Annotated in this window: 19 protein-coding genes; 16 read left to right on the forward strand and 3 right to left on the reverse strand. The window is 42.0% G+C overall.

The window, feature by feature from the left end; all coding sequences use genetic code 11:
• The first annotated feature begins 40 nt into the window (after window positions 1-40).
• The 3 genes from greA to mtnN all read left to right on the forward strand — a co-directional run bounded on the left by greA (window position 41) and on the right by mtnN (window position 2,031).
• Window positions 41-514, forward strand: coding sequence for a transcription elongation factor GreA (gene greA, locus MKY84_RS07810; RefSeq protein ID WP_342525337.1), 474 nt, complete (start codon window positions 41-43; stop codon window positions 512-514).
• Window positions 515-653: 139 nt separating this feature from the next.
• On the forward strand, window positions 654-1,328 hold the full coding sequence (locus tag MKY84_RS07815; RefSeq protein WP_342525338.1) for a DUF1510 family protein: 675 nt from the start codon (window positions 654-656) through the stop codon (window positions 1,326-1,328).
• 13 nt (window positions 1,329-1,341) lie between these two features.
• Entirely contained in the window at window positions 1,342-2,031 is a 690-nt protein-coding gene (gene mtnN, locus MKY84_RS07820; RefSeq protein ID WP_342525340.1) for a 5'-methylthioadenosine/S-adenosylhomocysteine nucleosidase, read from the forward strand.
• Window positions 2,032-2,109: 78 nt separating this feature from the next.
• Here the strand turns inward: mtnN and sigK are convergent, their stop codons facing one another.
• Entirely contained in the window at window positions 2,110-2,835 is a 726-nt protein-coding gene (gene sigK, locus MKY84_RS07825; protein WP_342525343.1) for an RNA polymerase sporulation sigma factor SigK, read from the reverse strand.
• Between the two features lie 48 nt (window positions 2,836-2,883).
• Complete coding sequence (gene pssA, locus MKY84_RS07830; protein ID WP_342525345.1) at window positions 2,884-3,423, reverse strand: CDP-diacylglycerol--serine O-phosphatidyltransferase; 540 nt, start codon at window positions 3,421-3,423, stop codon at window positions 2,884-2,886.
• An 82-nt stretch (window positions 3,424-3,505) separates the two neighbouring features.
• Between pssA and MKY84_RS07835 the strand changes: the two genes are divergently transcribed.
• Genes MKY84_RS07835 through MKY84_RS07890 form a run of 12 tightly spaced genes read left to right on the forward strand, consistent with a single transcriptional unit; the run spans window position 3,506 to window position 12,806 of the window.
• Window positions 3,506-4,285 (forward strand): phosphatidylserine decarboxylase, encoded by a 780-nt coding sequence (locus MKY84_RS07835; protein WP_342525347.1) that lies wholly within the window; start codon window positions 3,506-3,508, stop codon window positions 4,283-4,285.
• A 36-nt stretch (window positions 4,286-4,321) separates the two neighbouring features.
• The gene (locus tag MKY84_RS07840) at window positions 4,322-4,843 is read left to right on the forward strand and encodes a YqeG family HAD IIIA-type phosphatase (RefSeq protein ID WP_342525349.1); all 522 of its coding nucleotides are present in this window, start codon (window positions 4,322-4,324) and stop codon (window positions 4,841-4,843) included.
• Complete coding sequence (gene yqeH, locus MKY84_RS07845) at window positions 4,843-5,943, forward strand: ribosome biogenesis GTPase YqeH (RefSeq protein WP_342525350.1); 1,101 nt, start codon at window positions 4,843-4,845, stop codon at window positions 5,941-5,943. Before MKY84_RS07840 ends, yqeH begins: the two co-directional genes overlap by 1 nt.
• 4 nt (window positions 5,944-5,947) lie before the next feature.
• Window positions 5,948-6,766 carry a shikimate dehydrogenase gene (aroE, locus tag MKY84_RS07850; RefSeq protein ID WP_342525351.1) on the forward strand — a complete coding sequence of 273 codons (819 nt, stop codon included), beginning with the start codon at window positions 5,948-5,950 and terminating at the stop codon, window positions 6,764-6,766.
• A complete protein-coding gene (gene yhbY, locus MKY84_RS07855) occupies window positions 6,753-7,049 on the forward strand; it encodes a ribosome assembly RNA-binding protein YhbY (protein ID WP_342525352.1) in 297 nt (98 codons plus the stop codon). The genes aroE and yhbY overlap by 14 nt, the downstream gene beginning before the upstream one ends.
• Window positions 7,050-7,052: 3 nt before the next feature.
• Window positions 7,053-7,622: a nicotinate-nucleotide adenylyltransferase gene (locus MKY84_RS07860; protein WP_342525353.1), complete on the forward strand. Its 570-nt coding sequence runs from the start codon at window positions 7,053-7,055 to the stop codon at window positions 7,620-7,622.
• Window positions 7,612-8,169, forward strand: coding sequence for a bis(5'-nucleosyl)-tetraphosphatase (symmetrical) YqeK (gene yqeK, locus MKY84_RS07865; protein WP_342525355.1), 558 nt, complete (start codon window positions 7,612-7,614; stop codon window positions 8,167-8,169). Before MKY84_RS07860 ends, yqeK begins: the two co-directional genes overlap by 11 nt.
• Before the next feature lie 15 nt (window positions 8,170-8,184).
• Entirely contained in the window at window positions 8,185-8,538 is a 354-nt protein-coding gene (gene rsfS / locus MKY84_RS07870; protein ID WP_342525356.1) for a ribosome silencing factor, read from the forward strand.
• A 2-nt stretch (window positions 8,539-8,540) separates the two neighbouring features.
• Complete coding sequence (locus tag MKY84_RS07875; protein ID WP_342525359.1) at window positions 8,541-9,263, forward strand: methyltransferase domain-containing protein; 723 nt, start codon at window positions 8,541-8,543, stop codon at window positions 9,261-9,263.
• 27 nt (window positions 9,264-9,290) lie between these two features.
• A complete protein-coding gene (locus MKY84_RS07880; protein ID WP_342525361.1) occupies window positions 9,291-9,917 on the forward strand; it encodes a ComEA family DNA-binding protein in 627 nt (208 codons plus the stop codon).
• Window positions 9,918-9,970: 53 nt separating this feature from the next.
• Window positions 9,971-10,552, forward strand: a complete 582-nt coding sequence (locus MKY84_RS07885; protein ID WP_342525363.1) for a ComE operon protein 2 — start codon at window positions 9,971-9,973, stop codon at window positions 10,550-10,552.
• On the forward strand, window positions 10,515-12,806 hold the full coding sequence (locus MKY84_RS07890) for a DNA internalization-related competence protein ComEC/Rec2 (RefSeq protein WP_342525364.1): 2,292 nt from the start codon (window positions 10,515-10,517) through the stop codon (window positions 12,804-12,806). Before MKY84_RS07885 ends, MKY84_RS07890 begins: the two co-directional genes overlap by 38 nt.
• A gap of 36 nt (window positions 12,807-12,842) precedes the next feature.
• On the opposite strand, the gene MKY84_RS07895 is transcribed toward MKY84_RS07890, so the two are convergent.
• Window positions 12,843-12,977: a YqzM family protein gene (locus tag MKY84_RS07895; protein WP_342525366.1), complete on the reverse strand. Its 135-nt coding sequence runs from the start codon at window positions 12,975-12,977 to the stop codon at window positions 12,843-12,845.
• Between the two features lie 98 nt (window positions 12,978-13,075).
• Here MKY84_RS07895 and holA point away from each other — a divergent pair, with 98 nt between their 5' ends.
• Window positions 13,076-14,089: a DNA polymerase III subunit delta gene (holA, locus tag MKY84_RS07900; protein WP_342525368.1), complete on the forward strand. Its 1,014-nt coding sequence runs from the start codon at window positions 13,076-13,078 to the stop codon at window positions 14,087-14,089.
• Window positions 14,090-14,095 lie beyond the last annotated feature (6 nt).

Genomic DNA, 14,095 nt, shown 5'->3' on the forward strand with positions numbered 1-14,095 from the left:
TGATGATACGAGTGGCTAAAGACTAAAGGAGTGTATGGGATTGGTTAATGAAAAACAATATCCAATGACGCTTGCTGGTAAGCAAAAGTTAGAGGACGAATTAGATCTATTAAAAAACGTTAAGCGCAAAGAAGTAGTAGAGCGCATTAAAGTGGCACGTGATTTTGGTGATTTATCCGAGAACTCTGAATACGATGCAGCTAAAGAAGACCAAGCTTTCGTTGAAGGGCGCATTTCTTTATTGGAATCAATGATTCGCAACTCGGTCATGATCGAAGAAGATGTAAATGATGACAAGGTTTCATTAGGGAAAACGGTTACATTTATCGAAACTCCTGATGGCGATGAAGAGACTTACACGATTGTGGGCTCAGCAGAAGCTGATCCACTTGAAGGTTTGATTTCAAATGATTCTCCGATTGCTCGAGGTCTACTCGGCCGTACCATTGGAGAAAATGTAAGAATCATGACTCCTGGTGGAGAAATGGACGTTAAAATCGTATCAATTTCATAAACCAATCTAGAACTGCTTGGCAGCTAATTTGCTGTCAGGCAGTTTTCATTTTGTTTACAAAACCGAGTGCTCAGTTGATTCTCACTTACTTTCCTAGTAAGATGAGGTGAGGTTTACTCATTGTAAAGGAGTGCTTTAGATGAACCAAGAGATGTCACGAACAGAACAAATGAAAAAAAAGAAACGAGCAAACTTACTCATCAATTCGTTAATTGCTGTAGTTGGACTACTCATTATTATTACACTTGTAAATTTACTGTCTTCAAATGATGACACAACAGCTCAGCCGGAACCTGCTGATACAGAGGCTACTGAAGAAGAGGGTGTAGATGAAGGGCAGCAAGAAGTAGAATCAGAAGATATTACAGGTAGTGAAGCACAAGAAGATACAGAGGCTGAAGAGAATGCAGCGAGTTCAGAAGAAACTGACTCAGCCACTACAGATGAAGAAGATACAGAAGAACCTGTAACTGAAGAAATCGTATCTGAACCATCAGATGATCCGATTGTAGAGGAAGTCATTACCAATCCTAACTGGGAGCCGATTGGGACAACTCAGACTGGCGCCCATGCGTCTAGCTATACTGAAGGGACAGTGGATTGGAACGAAAAAATAAAAGCTCTACAGTACGCATCTGGATTATCAGCAGACAATATGTATATAATTTTTGTTGGTAATGGCGGTTCCCCGCAGAAATCAATCGGAACAGTCACATCGAAAGATCAGACAGAAAAATACCGTATCTATTTAGAGTGGGTTGACGGTCAAGGTTGGAAACCGACTCAAATGGACGTCTTAAACCAATTACCATAACGGAGGAATCGGCATGAAAATAGCAGTCATTGGTGCAATGGAGCAAGAAGTAGAACATTTACGAGAAGCTTTAACAGAACCTACTACAGATACCATTGCAAATAGTGAATTTACCTCAGGTCATTACGGGGGACATGAGTTGATTTTAGTGAAAAGTGGAATTGGTAAAGTGAATGCCGCTATGACCACTTCGATCTTGCTCGAAAAATACCGCCCAGATGTAGTCATCAATACAGGTTCGGCGGGAGGCTACGACCCTTCTCTAAAAGTGGGGGACATCGTAGTTTCCACTGAAGTTCGACACCATGACGTGGATGTCCGTGCCTTTGGCTATGAAATGGGCCAAGTCCCAGGAATGCCTGCGGCTTTTGCGGCAGATGCATTGTTGATTGAAAAGGCACAAGAAGCAATCCAAGCAGTGGGTTTAAATGCAGCAACAGGATTGATTGCTACAGGAGATTCGTTTATGCACATTCCACAGCGCGTACAAGAAACGCGTGAGCATTTTCCAACAATGGCTGCTTGTGAAATGGAAGCAGCTGCAGTGGCTCAAGTGTGTCATCAATTTGAGACGCCGTTTGTTGTGATACGTGCACTGTCAGACATTGCTGGCCAAGAATCACCAATGAGCTTTGATGAATTTTTACCGACAGCTGCTAAAAACTCGACCCAAGTAGTTCTTCATGTTGTAAACAGTTTATAAAGAACAACAAAAATTGGCTGACACTTTCTCGAGGGTCTGAGACAACTCCTCTTAAAGTGCAGCCATTTTTTAATAAGATTACTCTACTGTTGTTTTCGTTTTCATTAATTGATAGAGCTTTACTAAGGCTCGCTTTTCAATGCGTGACACATAGCTTCTTGAAATCCCTAACTTTTCAGCTAAAGCTACTTGTGTTAGTGGTGTGTATTGAAAGAGGCCGTAGCGGTGTTGAATGATTTCAGCTTCACGATCATCTAAGATGTGCAACCAAGCGTATAAGTGGTGAGTGAGTTCTTTATACGCCATCTGTTCATCAACTGGTGGGTCTGAGCTAGGAATCAAATCTGCGAGTGTCAATGTACCGCCTTCAATGTCTTGACCAACTTGTTCATGCAGCGATGTCTCTTGTTTTTGCTTTTTTATCTTTCGCAAATGCATCAGTATTTCATTTTCGATGCACCGGGCTGCATAAGTGGAGAGTTTCGTCTTCTTATCAGGCGTATAGCTGCTAACGGCTTTCAATAACCCGATGGACCCGATGGATATATAGTCTTCGAGATCATCTGGGCGAGAGGTGTATTTTTTCGCAATGTGCGCAACAAGACGCATATTATGTTCAATTAACAAATGACGTGCTTGGACATCACCTGTATGCATCTGTTGGAAAAGTTGTTGTTCTTTTTCTGGAGGAAGTGGTTGTTCAAATGCCTGGCTTCTAATGTAACCAAGGGCTAGGGGAATGTGCGCGAGGGTGCTGACCAACAGGGAGAACCAATGAATGTGTTTACCTCCTTGTAAGAGCATATGCGGACGTCTATCTAGTCATAACAAAACCCGCTACAAATGAGCGGGTTATATCTTGCGTAATGAGAATGTAGAGATCATCATGAAGGACAACATCAACATGAAGAAAAGGTGGACTACTGGTGATACATAAGGCACTGCAAAATAGCTAAGTGTTAGTACAACACCGGCAGCCGTGATTGGCAAGCCTGTAAAAAAGCCATTTGCTTCAGAAATATTAAAGCGTGCAAGACGAAATGCACCAGATGCGATATAGATTACGGTACTCACCATTGCTACTGTACCGAGTTCGTTCGTTGCATAAGCATAGATTAGTAGAGCAGGTGCAATACCAAATGAGATGACATCACTCATCGAATCTAGCTGTTTTCCAAGTTCGGATTCAATACCTAATTTGCGGGCCGTCATCCCGTCAAAACGATCTAAAAGTCCAGCAATAAAAATAAATAGGACGGCTAGTGCAAAATGGTCGTTCATGGTCACCATGATTGCTGCGCCACCAAAAGCCAGGTTTAGTATGGTCAATAGGTTAGCAGCCTGGCTTTTAAGCCGCGACAAACGTTCAATTGTAGATTCTAAAAAGAACAATATGGTTTCCCCTCACGTATAGTTTATCCTAGTATTATACTCCAAAATGATGGAAATTGATAGAGTGAAAGGAACGAATTCAGTGAAAAAGCAAATCTATCAGCGAATGATTGAGCTGACAAATCGACCGACTACTTCTCAGTTACTTAAAAGATTTACCATGTCTCCAGTCAGTAAATTTATTGTTCCTTCGTTTCAGAAGACATTTCAAATTGATACAACTGTCGCTTCTAAGAAACAACATGAATACACTTCTTTACATGATTTTTTCACACGTCAACTTTTGCAACCAGCTCGACCAATAGATTCCTCTACCACATCCCTGGTCAGCCCTGTTGATGCAAAAATTGAATCACACGGGGTCATTTCAGAACAGGGAACATTTTTAGTGAAAGGCCAAGAGTACTCAGTAGATCGCCTAGTTGTTAGACAAGATATAAGCCAGCGATTTATTGGGGGAGAGTATACAGTACTGTATTTAAGTCCAGCTGATTACCATCGTATACATGCTCCTTTGTCTGCAGAAGTAACAGAGCAATATGCTTCAGGAGGGTTTTCTTATCCCGTTAACCGACTTGGTTTGACCTATGGGAAGAAGCCTATCAGTGATAACTATCGCATTGTAAGTTTACTTGAACGGGACAACAAGCAGTTGGCTATGATAAAAGTTGGGGCTATGTTCGTCAATACAATCGAACTTCTTGAAACAGACACCAAATGGACAAAAGGACAAGAAGTAGCTTATTTTGCCTTTGGCTCTACTGTAGTTCTGTTAACAGAGAGAGATACGGTGAACTGGCGTGAAAACATGCAGGCCGGTCGAAAAGTGCAAGTAGGAGAGCCCCTTGGGGATATGCTATAATGACGAAAGAGTAAGCAATAGAGTGGAGTGTAGCACGTGTTAACTAATTTTATTCCATCACAATTCGTGAAGAGTGTTTTTCAAATTACACCACAGGAACTAAAAGAAAAAGGTATCAAAGGAATCATCACGGACCTAGACAATACACTTGTCGAATGGGATCGTCCAGATGCAACTCCGCAATTAATTGAATGGTTTGCAGGTATGCAGCAAGCTGGAATTCAAGTAACGATCGTGTCAAATAACAATGAGTTACGAGTAAAATCGTTTGCTGACCCGATGCAAATTCCTTTCATTTACAAAGCACGCAAGCCATTTCGTAAGGCTTTTTTGTCAGGCCTTCGTTTGATGGGGTTAAAAAGTAATGAAGTTGTGGTCATAGGTGACCAGTTACTCACTGATGTGTTGGGTGGCAACCGGTTGAAACTCCATACCATTTTAGTGATCCCGGTCGCTAAATCCGATGGTTTCTTTACGCGGTTCAACCGACTTGTAGAACGACGTATTTTTAGCTACTTAAAGCGCAAAGGACATATTATGTGGGGAGATGAAGCCTAATGGAACAAATTCAATGTATCGGTTGTGGCGTGGCCATTCAAACAGAGGATCCTACTAAGTTAGGTTATGCACCTGCATCAAGCCTCGAAAAGGAAGAGGTTATTTGTCAGCGCTGTTTCCGACTAAAAAACTACAATGAAATTCAACCTGTTGAATTAACAGATGATGATTTCCTAAAAATATTAAATGGCCTTGGTGACCAAAAAGGTCTGATTGTAAAAATCGTAGATATTTTCGATTTTAATGGAAGCTGGTTGCCTGGATTGCACCGTTTTGTCGGTAAAAATCCAGTATTACTAATTGCCAATAAAGCAGATCTTCTGCCAAAGTCTATCAACAAAAACAAAGTGATTAACTGGCTAAAGCGCGAAGCTAAATCTCTTGGGTTGCAAACAACAGATATTTTACTGGTTAGTGCAGCAAAAGGGCAAGGTATGTTAGAGGCTATGGATGCGATTGACGCTCTGCGCGACGGCGAGAATGTTTATGTAGTTGGTTCCACTAACGTAGGGAAATCTACATTTATCAACCGAATCATCAAGCAAGCGACTGGCGAAGAACAAGTCATTACGACTTCTCAATTCCCAGGAACAACACTAGACATGATTCAAATACCATTAGAAGATGGGAAGTTTATTTGCGATACACCAGGGATTATTAATCACCATCAACTGGCGCATTACGTTGACCCATCTGAACTCAAACTAATTTTACCGAAAAATGAAATTAAGCCTAAGGTATACCAATTGAATGCAGAGCAAACGCTCTTTATTGGAGGGCTTGCTCGCTTTGACTTTATTCAAGGAGACCGGTCTGCGTTCACGGCTCATCTATCCAATCATTTGACGATTCATCGTACAAAGCTTTCGAATGCGGATGCGTTGTATGCTGAACATAAAGGAGAGTTATTGTCTCCACCTGGTAAAGACTCAGCTGAAAACTATCCAGAGTTAGTTCGTCATGAATTTTCGATTAAATCAGCGAAAACAGATATCGTCTTTTCAGGGCTTGGCTGGATTACGTGCCAGACGGCAAATGTAGTAGTGGCTGCCCACGTACCAAAAGGAGTTGCAGTGATGGTTCGTCCGTCACTGATTTAATCATATGAAAAAATGGTTCGCTGTTCTTGGCAATCCCATTCATCATTCTATTTCGCCTAAGATGCACGAGCAGTGGTTTCGAACGCACCAGCTCGATGCCTCGTATGTTCCAATCCTTGTTGAACCTAGTCACTTAAAGGAATCTGTTGATTCACTTGCATTATTGGGGTGCAGTGGGTTTAATGTGACAGTGCCATTTAAAGAAGCTATTCTTCCCTTTCTCGATGTGTTAGATGAGTCTGCTCTGGCAGCTGGAGCCGTCAACACGGTCGTACGAGATCAGGAGAAGTGGATAGGCTACAACACTGATGGTTTAGGGCTTTTAGCTTCCATTCCACAACTCACTCCTGAGACACGAGTATTGATTATAGGAGCAGGTGGGGCAGCGAAAGGCATTTTAGCCGCACTTCACCAGCGCAATGTCCAAAATATTACTATCACGAATCGGTCGATTAATAAAATGGATCTACTAGCCAAACAGTACAGCACATCTGTTTTGGATCTTACAAAAGTGAACGAAAACTTGTCTCAGTTTGAAGTCGTCATTCAAACAACTTCTGTTGGGATGGACTCTACTGAAACACCTGTTGAGCTTACCAATTGGAACAGTGAAATGACGGCGGTGGATATTATTTACTCCCCACCAGAAACGCTGTTTTTACAACAAGCAAAGGCGCAAGGGGCTGCCACTATGAATGGATTGGCCATGCTAATCGGACAAGGAGCCCTCGCCTTTGAATTATGGACGGGGATCAAACCGGACCAGCAAGAAATAAGAGAGACGATTTTTCGTCAAAAAGGAGAAACTCATGTTAACAAGTAGACAAAAAAAGTTTTTACGTAGCGAAGCACACCATGTGTCACCAATTTTTCAAGTGGGTAAAGGTGGCGTAAATGAACAATTGATTAAAAGTGTTCAAGAAGCACTTGAAGCACGCGAATTAATTAAAATTTCTATTCTTCAAAATTGTGAAGAGGATAAGAATGAAGTGGCGGAAGAGCTAGCAAAGAAAACAGGTTCTGAACTTGTTCAGTTAATCGGCCTTACGATTGTTTTGTACAAGGAATCCAAAAAAAGCAAAAAACTTCTTTTGCCAAGAACGTAAGTTATGAAAAAAATTGGTCTGTTAGGTGGCACTTTCAATCCGCCGCATTTTGGTCACCTATTAATAGCGAATGAAGTGAAAAATGCTCTACAACTAGATGAAATTCATTTTATGCCGGCTGCTCAATCGCCATTTAAGGCAAAAGAGACGCGTGTCACAGATGCACATCGAGTCGCAATGGTTGAACTTTTGACAGAGGAATTACCTGCTTCAAAAGTAGAAACGTTTGAAATAGAACGTGGAGGTGTTTCCTATACATTTGACACCTTGCAAGAGCTTGTCTCAAGAAATCCTGGGACACACTATTCTTTCATCATTGGCGCCGATCAAGTGGAAAAACTAGCAGACTGGTATAAAATTGATCAGTTAGTAAAGCTCGTTGAGTTAATAGGTGTTCCCAGACCGGGGTATAGCTTGGAAACGAATTATCCAATCAACGTGTTGTCAATCCCTCAGTTAGAGGTGTCATCCACTGAACTTCGAGAGCGCTTAGCGCTCGGAGAGACAACTCGCTTTTTACTTCCTGAAAAAGTGGCAGCTTATTGTGAAAGGAATGAACTTTATGCTAACTAGAGCTGAACTTCTTCCGGTAATTCGCTCTCGCATGACAGAAAAGCGGTATGTGCATACAATTGGTGTTGCTGATACGGCAATGGAACTTGCTCGTAAGTACGGGGGAGATGTCAACAAGGCCGAACTCGCTGGATTGCTTCATGATATTTGCAAATATGCTGATGCTGAATGGATGGCTGATCAAATTCGTCAGCATCAACTCGGTGATCAGTTACTTGGTTTTCACCAGGAGCTTTGGCACGGCCCGGTGGGGAGTGTCGTGGCACGCACAGAATTTCAGATAGAAGATGAGGATGTTTGCAATGCCATTCATTATCACACTTCTGGCCGAGCTGGCATGTCTAAACTTGAAAAAATTATCTACGTTGCCGATATGATCGAGCCATCTCGTCAATTTCCGAAAGTAGAAAAACTTCGAGAATTGGCCAATCAAGACCTTGAACTAGCGATGAAATTCGCAGTTCGCCATACGCTGCAACATTTACTAAAACAAAAACAAACGGTATACCCCGACTCACTGTCCTGTTACAATGATTGTTGGAAATAAGAAAGGGAAGATAAAATGAATTCTGAAAACCTAATGAAATTAGCAGCTCAAGCTGCTGACGATAAAAAAGCACAAGATATAGTTGTGCTAAACATGCAAGGTGTCTCTCCAATTGCGGATTATTTTGTCATTTGTCATGCAAACTCTGACCGTCAAGTGCAAGCTATTGCCAAAGAAATTAAAGACAAAGCAGATCAGCAGCAAATTTATGTGAAACGTATGGAAGGCTATGATGAGGGACGTTGGGTACTAATTGACCTAGGTGACGTGGTAGCTCACGTATTCCATCGCGACGAGCGCAGCTATTACAATCTTGAGCGCCTATGGGGCGACGCACCAATCGAGTTTATTGAATTGGCAGCCGAGTAACAATGTATAACCGTTTTGCGCAAGTCTATGATGAACTCATGGCGGACATTCCTTATGAAAACTATCTGGCATGGGTTGTCCATGAAGTTGGTAATTTGAAGGGGAAGCAGCTACTAGATTTAGGTTGTGGAACTGGTACATTGTCCATCCCGTTTGCTCATATGGGGGCACACGTCACAGCTGTTGATTTGTCTCAAGAGATGCTAGATCAAGCTTCAGAGAAAGCACAACAAGAGCAAGCTGAGCTGAACTTTGACTGTGTTTCTATGACAGACTTTGCTACGGATGAGCCAGTGGATGTAGCGATTATCGCTATCGATTCCCTCAACTATCTACAACATGCTGAAGAGGTTCAACAAACATTTGAACGCATTTTTTCCGTGTTACAAAATGAGGGGCACCTATTCTTCGATGTGCATTCTCTCGCCAAAATTGAGGCTTATTTACAAGGGCCCTTCATTTACGAAGATGAAGAAGTGGCTTATATGTGGAGCACGGAAGCTGGTGAAGAGGGTCACTCTGTGTACCATGACATTACATTTTTTTTGAAAAATGAAGATGAGCGTTATGAGAGATTTGAAGAGCATCATTATCAGCGGACATTTCCTCTTGAAAAGTATATACAGTGGTTAAAACAAGCGGGTTTTACGACCGTCACGGTGGAAGATTCTATTTTTGGAGAAGACCACTTTGGCTTACGTCATTTTATCCACGCCAAAAAATAAACCTTTCCGATGGGAGGGGATTGCAGTATGATGAGTTTAACTCCTGCGATTCCCCCAATTTGGGAGGTCTTTTTTATTCATGCAAAACCTTTCTACTTAACACCTAAGTTTTTTTTGAGTATCGGCGGTGCCGGACTACTTCTACTTTTTCTACTGATCTCTTTTAATCAACCTTCGCAACAAACAGAACTACTACCTCTTGCTGAATCCAATCCCCAAGAAGCAGAGAACCCTTTACCCGAAACACAAACTCTAATAGTTGAAATTAAAGGCGCTATTGCTAATCCAGGTGTTTATGAAATGCCAGCAGCTAGTCGATTGGTCAACCTGATTGAAATTGCCGGTGGATTGCTGCCAGATAGTGATAGCAATCAAATCAATCAGGCGGCCTTGTTGACCGATGAAGACTCGATTTACATTCCGACGATTGGCGAAGAGACTATTGAGTCAGCGCAAGAGCAGAGCCTCATCGACATCAATTCAGCGGATTTAAATGCGCTTCAAACGTTGCCTGGAATTGGCCCTGCAAAAGCACAAGCTATTATTACTTTCAGAGAATCGACTCCTTTCACTAGCGTAGATGACTTGAATCAAGTTGACGGCATTGGAGACAAGACTCTTGAACAATTGCGGCCGTTAATTCGCGTTAAGTGAGTTGACGCACTCTAAAATCTATAGGTAAACTGATAAAAAAAGGGGGAATCGTTATGGAGCGAATAACGTGGGATCAATTTTTTCTTGCCCAATGTCATTTGTTAGCACTTCGAAGTACATGTACGCGCTTGGCGGTAGGGGCGGTAGTAGTTAGAGACCGTAGGATTATTGCAGGCGGTTATAACGGCTCTATTTCTGGAGGCGATCATTGTATAGATCAAGGGTGTTATGTCGTTGATAATCACTGTGTGCGTACGATTCACGCCGAAATGAACGCTCTTTTGCAGTGCGCGAAGTACGGGGTTTCTGTTAGCGGAGCTGATCTATACGTGACTCATTTCCCATGTCTTCCTTGTACAAAATCAATCATACAGTCGGGCATCTCGCGACTCTATTATGCAATGGACTACAAAAACAACTCCTATGCAATCGAGCTTTTAAAACAAGCTGGCATAGAAGTGCTGCATGTTCCGTTTGATGCTCGTAAAATTGATTTTTTATCGACTGAAAGAGAAGACTTAGCGAGAGATTTATTAGAAGAACTAGCATCTACACATACGGACCAAGGAACAATTGACGCTTACGCTCAAAAGGTGGATGCGTTATTTGGAAATCGTCAGAAGCTTTCAAAGTAACTGGATTTACATAGCAGTAGCAGCCATAATCGGCTGCTTCTCCTCGTTTCACTCACCAATGCTTGCGGGCCTTGCTGTTGGACTCGCTATTTTCTGTTGGTTCAGAATTTCAAAAGTCATTGCGCCACTTGTGCTTTTGACTAGCGTCCTCTTCTTTACAATGACAGAATGGCGTATGCCTACCCCTCTAAACCTCACTGAAAAGCAATATGTGACAATCACCTCTAGCTACAAGCAGCAGGGCGATCGATGGGCAGGCTTTGCCAAATTACCTTCGGGCGAGAAAATCTATCTGTCTTACCAAATTCAAGATGAAAACCAAGCGCAGGCATTTTCTAACAGGAATTGGACTGGCAATGTCGTAGAAGTGATTCTAATGCCACAACCACAGCCACTCCGCAGTCATGCTTACGAATTCTCCTTTACAGACTATCTCATGTCTAAAGGGGCTTCAGGCGCTTTTCAAGCTACTCACTTTGAAGTGGTGGGGAATAGAGAGGAACTGTCATGGAAACTAGCAGCAAGAGTTTCCCAGTGGCGACAAACGATTCATAGTGCTATTGTGAGAAGAATTCCGGAAGCTCTTCAAGATGAAATTCTTTCCCTTACCATAGGGGATCGTTCATTGGGAGACCAAGACACCAATCGTCTTTATCAAAAACTTGGCTTGTCTCATTTATTTGCCATTTCAGGACTTCACATTGCTCTCTTGACCGGTGCTATTTATTATCTGTTACTGCAACTGAATGTTCGGCTGCGAACAATCTACCTGCTTCTTCTTTTATTAGTACCCGTCTATATGCTACTTGCCGGTGGTGCACCTTCTGTAGTTCGTGCTTCGCTGATGGTATGGATCATCACTTTCTTGCTATTTTTTAAAAAGAAAGTAGATCCATCTGACCTTTTGGCCATCGTGCTGGTACTTACTATCAGTTACTTTCCGTTTTATCTGTTGCAACCTGGTTATCAACTCTCTTTTTTAGCAGTGTTCAGTCTGATTTATTCTAATCAATTACTTCAAACAACATCATTTTGGTTATCCGCTTTTCTGACTACGGTTATCTGCCAATTGGCTGTTTTGCCAATTATCCTCCTTCACTTTCAACAAGTTTCAGTGATTTCATTGCTTGTGAATGTACTTGCCATCCCACTTTTCACATTTGTCATTCTACCGAGCAGCTTTTTCTATGCCATCTGTGCCCAACTACCGTTCGAGTGGGTACCCTTTATAACAAGCTACAGTTATTTACGAGAACAATTACAAGTGTTATTCATCTGGATTGCTGCAATTCCTTTCAGTGTGTGGACACCACCGGCAATCAACAGCATTTTTTTAGTTGTCGTCGTTTTAGTGATCTTTGTTTTTTTACTATGGGAGCGGAAAGCTTTTATCAGTCTCCTTGTAGTTTTTATCTTGGCAGTTGGTTGGCAAGCCTTTCCTCGAGTAAACTCTGATGCAACGCTCTCCTTTTTATATGTAGGGCAAGGGGACAGTACACTCATTGAATTTCCTTACCGCAAGAAGACGGTTTTAATAGATGCGGGAGGAGTTACGCAATTTGCTAAAGAACCTTGGCAGCAAAGAAATTCCTATGAAATAGGTCGATCCATTGTAACGCCTTATCTTCGTTCGAAAGGGATTACTACAATTGACATTTTCATCTTGACTCATGCAGATGCGGATCACACAGAAGGAGCAGAAGAAATTTTAGAAGACTTCCTTGTGAAGCAAGTGATTGTTCCAAAAGAAATCACGGAGCTAGAAGAATTAGCAGCTGTTGTGGAGGTAGCTAAGAAGAAAAATATCCCTATACTAGAACTTGCAGAACCATTACAAATCTCAACTGCGCAAGCAACACTTTATTTGTTGCCTGTACCGGGGAGTTACCAAGGAAATGATAGCTCGATTGTATCCGTGGTAGACATTTATAATGTGAAAACGGTGTTGCCGGGAGATTTAGAAGAAGGAGGAGAAGGGACAATGGCAGCAATGCATCCAGAGATTCTTGCAGATGCTACCGTGTTGAAGCTCGGTCATCATGGCAGTAAAACGTCCACTACGGAATCTTGGCTTGAGCTATTGTCTCCCAAATTAGCAATAGGAAGTGCTGGGAAAGATAATCGCTATGGCCACCCGCATATAAGTGTGTTAGAGCGATTAGAGCTTGCGGAAATCCCTTATTTCGGGACGCATCAGAAAGGGACGATTGCTTTATCCATTACAAAAGAAGGGACACTACAAATGAAACCATAAAAAAAGACACCTTCGATTAGGTGTCTAGGTGGTTACTTAAGAAGCGACGTATTGTACGACTACTGCAACTAAGAACATAGTTGAGAAAAATACAAAAGAGGCCACAAAACCTATGCCTGAGTCAATCGCATCGTTGCGCTTTGACTGCACGTTGTTCTCAAATTCATTCATTTTAACCCCTCCTATGTTTTTTAAGTATAAACAATAACAGGCAAAAAATCTACACACAATGATGTGAACAATTTTTGTATAATAGAGGAGAAGGAGCGATGCCTCGTATGATTACAAAACAATGGCAAGCCCTTGTCAACGATCCACTTGCTCCATTTTATGTGATTGTTGGTGAAGAAGGCTACCTACGTGATGAAACATTAAAAAGAATTCAGTCTCGTATAGATCCGGAAGAATGGTTCACAATCGATTTAGACCAGCACTCGATTGGAGATGTCATGCTAGAGACGGACACTTTACCTTTCTTCTCCGAAAAGAAAGCGATTATTGTGCACAACCCTCAATTTTTGCGCGCGGCAATGAAGGACAAAGACAAGGACAAAAAGGACACGTTTCCGCAGAAAGAATTTCTCAATTGGTTACAGCATCCAACTGAAACGGCCACTGTCGTTTTTGTTGCACCTTATGAAAAATTGGATGATCGTAAAAAAGTGGTTAAAGAATTACGCAAGTCTGCAATTGTGATTGAAGCCAATCCACTCTCAGAGCAAGATCAAAAGAGTTGGGTAGTTTCTCAATTTCGTGCGCATGACTGCAAACCGACAGATGAGTTAGTCGATTGGGTAGCTGCCGCACCGCTCAGTCTTTCCTTTAAACGAAACGAGATAGCCAAAGCTGCCCTCTACGCAGAGGGCGCACAAGAAGTTACTCTTGCACATTATCAAGAAGTGGCCTCACCGATTTTGGAAGACAATGTTTTTGCATTAACAGAGGCATACTTAATGAATCACCGTGAAAAAGCAGTCACTATCTACAATGAGTTGCTTAAACAAAAAGAAGAACCGTTAAAACTTGTGGCATTGTTAGCGGGCCAGTTGAGATTGTTGATTCAAGTGGGATACTTTAAAAAAATGGGGTATCACAATACGCAGATTGCCCAACAAGTTAAAGCGCATCCGTACCGAGTCAAATTGATGATGGACCATCCATTAGTGGACCGGGAAGAATTGCTTGTGGGGAAATTGAAGATGTTGGCTGAAGTGGATATGCAGCTGAAATCTTCTCACATGAAGAAAGAGCGCATTCTAGAACTATATTTATTAGCAAATTAAACAGAA

Origin of the sequence: Chryseomicrobium sp. FSL W7-1435 (genome assembly GCF_038595005.1) — a bacterium.
Lineage (GTDB): Bacteria > Bacillota > Bacilli > Bacillales_A > Planococcaceae > Chryseomicrobium.